Source organism: Candidatus Methanoperedens nitratireducens (assembly GCF_900196725.1).
GTDB lineage: Archaea > Halobacteriota > Methanosarcinia > Methanosarcinales > Methanoperedenaceae > Methanoperedens > Methanoperedens nitroreducens_A.
Genome location: NZ_FZMP01000111.1, coordinates 1 through 1820, shown reverse-complemented (window position 1 = coordinate 1820; position 1820 = coordinate 1). Strand labels below are relative to the sequence as shown.

Genomic DNA, 1820 nt, shown 5'->3' with positions numbered 1-1820 from the left:
CCTGTTGAATTGTTCCATGCTTCAGGCGCTTTTACTCTTGCAACGCCCCATGTGATTTGCTGTGGAGGCTGTGATGGCTTGTCTGCTATCTGTACCTGCACATCTTCTTCTATATATTTTATTTTCGGGTTTTTCTTTAACTTTTCAGATACACTTTCTGGGATATCGACTGAAATAGCGTTAATTATTTTGTACTGAGTATAATTAACTCGCGTTATCTCCTAAAACGTTTAAAATTATTAAATATTTCATTAGGTTTCAATACTCTATGATCCCCAGTTCCATAGCGCGTACCTGCCCATCATTAAGTAATTCTTTTATTTTTGATTTTGTCAGGTTTGAAGTAGTAGCCGTGGTTATTTCTTCAGAGACGATTTTTTCATTTTCTACGACTGCAGTATAATGCCCCAAAATAAAACTTTCGTTCTCATACTTTTTTAAGAATGGCTCCAGTTGTTGCTTCGCATCAGTGATATAATCTCCTTCTTGTAAGTTATATTTTTTAATAAGTTGTTCATCATTTTCTTTCTTATTAATAAAATTATATCCGAAAAAAATTACTGGTTTTGATCCATGGTTTTGAGCGAAAGCCCTGAATTCATCTATGTTTATCGGTGGATAAAAATCAAGCTTCACTCTTAAAGGTCTATCACCAATTAAGTCTAAAACACGTTCATCCAGTTTTAATTTTTCATATTTTTTATCTAACCCATTGTTTTTTCCTTTATCCAGATAATCACTTAAAAGGATAATATTCAGGCTTGCTGACAAGACGAAAGCTGCAATTAAAAGATAAATTAGGTTTCTCGACATGCTTTTTTTACCGTTTATTTGAGTCATAATAATAAAAAAGTGAAGGTTTAACCTTCACTGAATCTGGAAGCTACTATAATCTCCTTTTGTCCACATTCCGCTTGGATCTAATGTAATGCTTACACTACCCTGTGCACCAGAACCACCGGCGTTAACTCCAAGAGTCATTGATTGCCAGGCAGGCCCATAAGTATGATGGTAGTTTATATTCACCTGCGTCCAATCTCCTATTACATCTGGACTCACGCGTTGTAGCCCTATAACCATCCATCCACTTGTTGTTGCATCTGGAGAATAAGCAGCTACTACGCCACTGTTGACACCTGCCCAATATGTACCGCTGCCGCCTAAATTTCGTGAAGTAAGCACATATTTGTCTGCATACCAATCAAGATCAACTACATCATCAGTTCCTCTATATCCCCATGTTTCTACAGACGACCACGACCAGTCCGCATCTACAGTTGCCCATCCACTTCCAATAGATATTTGATGGATATAAACTGACAAGTCAGCATAATCACCTGACTGAATTGTAACATCTCCTCCTTGAGTTTTAGTGCTGGATTCATTCACTGGAATCAGATAACCATCAGCTGATCTCTGCAACCTGAACACTTTTTTGCTATATGTTTCTTGGGTGACATTGTATTTTTCCAATAGTGAACTTATATTTTTACCCTGTTGTTTATATTTTGATATCTCATTAACCAATTCATCCATTTCCTTGGCGCTATTTATTTCCTTCTTTCCCTTTGTGTCCGTTTGTGCGCTAACCACAGACACAAGCGCCATGCTCACCAGCAACATCGCCGCAAGCACCGCGCCCAATTGCATTCCTTTACTTCTTTTCATATTTTCTTATTCCTCCAGTTATATTTTCTCTTCTTAGCTGCCCTCAGGCGCGGCGCTGGCTTTAAATAGCTTCAAAGCTAACCTTACCATGCCTTCGGGCAAATGCTGGAGCTCAGTTGCTTTATTGAAGTGGTAACTGAGCCCCACGTTTT

General features: G+C 38.2%; 2 protein-coding genes and 1 pseudogene. All 3 read right to left on the bottom strand.

Annotated elements, in window-relative coordinates; genetic code table 11:
• Window positions 1-185: pseudogene (locus MNV_RS21230) on the bottom strand (hypothetical protein); the annotation flags it as partial.
• Between the two features lie 73 nt (window positions 186-258).
• A complete protein-coding gene (locus tag MNV_RS07920; protein WP_218837944.1) occupies window positions 259-771 on the bottom strand; it encodes a hypothetical protein in 513 nt (170 codons plus the stop codon).
• 96 nt (window positions 772-867) lie between these two features.
• Window positions 868-1668 carry a hypothetical protein gene (locus MNV_RS07915; protein ID WP_096205038.1) on the bottom strand — a complete coding sequence of 267 codons (801 nt, stop codon included), beginning with the start codon at window positions 1666-1668 and terminating at the stop codon, window positions 868-870.
• Between the last annotated feature and the right edge of the window lie 152 nt (window positions 1669-1820).

Bases quoted from the DNA above. Each gene is read 5' to 3' on its own strand.
- MNV_RS07915 (WP_096205038.1), bottom strand. From the start codon at position 1,668: ATGAAAAGAAGTAAAGGAATGCAATTGGGCGCGGTGCTTGCGGCGATG.